Here is a 244-nt window from a genome sequence, read left to right on the forward strand (position 1 = left end):
AAAAAAGGACCTTACGTTCATTATAAATTAGAAAGAAAAGTAGCTGCAAACGTTGAAGCTAACAAAAAAACAGTAATCAAAACTTGGTCTAGAGCCAGTATGATTACACCAGATTTTGTAGGTCAAACAATAGCAGTACACAACGGCCGCCAATTTGTACCTGTTTATGTGACAGAAAACATGGTAGGTCATAAATTAGGAGAATTTTCACCAACACGTTCATTCCGTGGACATGCAGGTGCTA

1 protein-coding gene is annotated in these 244 nt (G+C 37.3%); it reads left to right on the forward strand.

Annotated features, from left to right (window positions below; all coding sequences use genetic code 11):
• A partial coding sequence (gene rpsS / locus FUA24_RS04235; protein WP_148540170.1) for a 30S ribosomal protein S19 occupies positions 1 to 244 on the forward strand: 244 nt, incomplete at both ends.

The sequence above is a fragment of the Seonamhaeicola marinus genome, assembly GCF_008085455.1.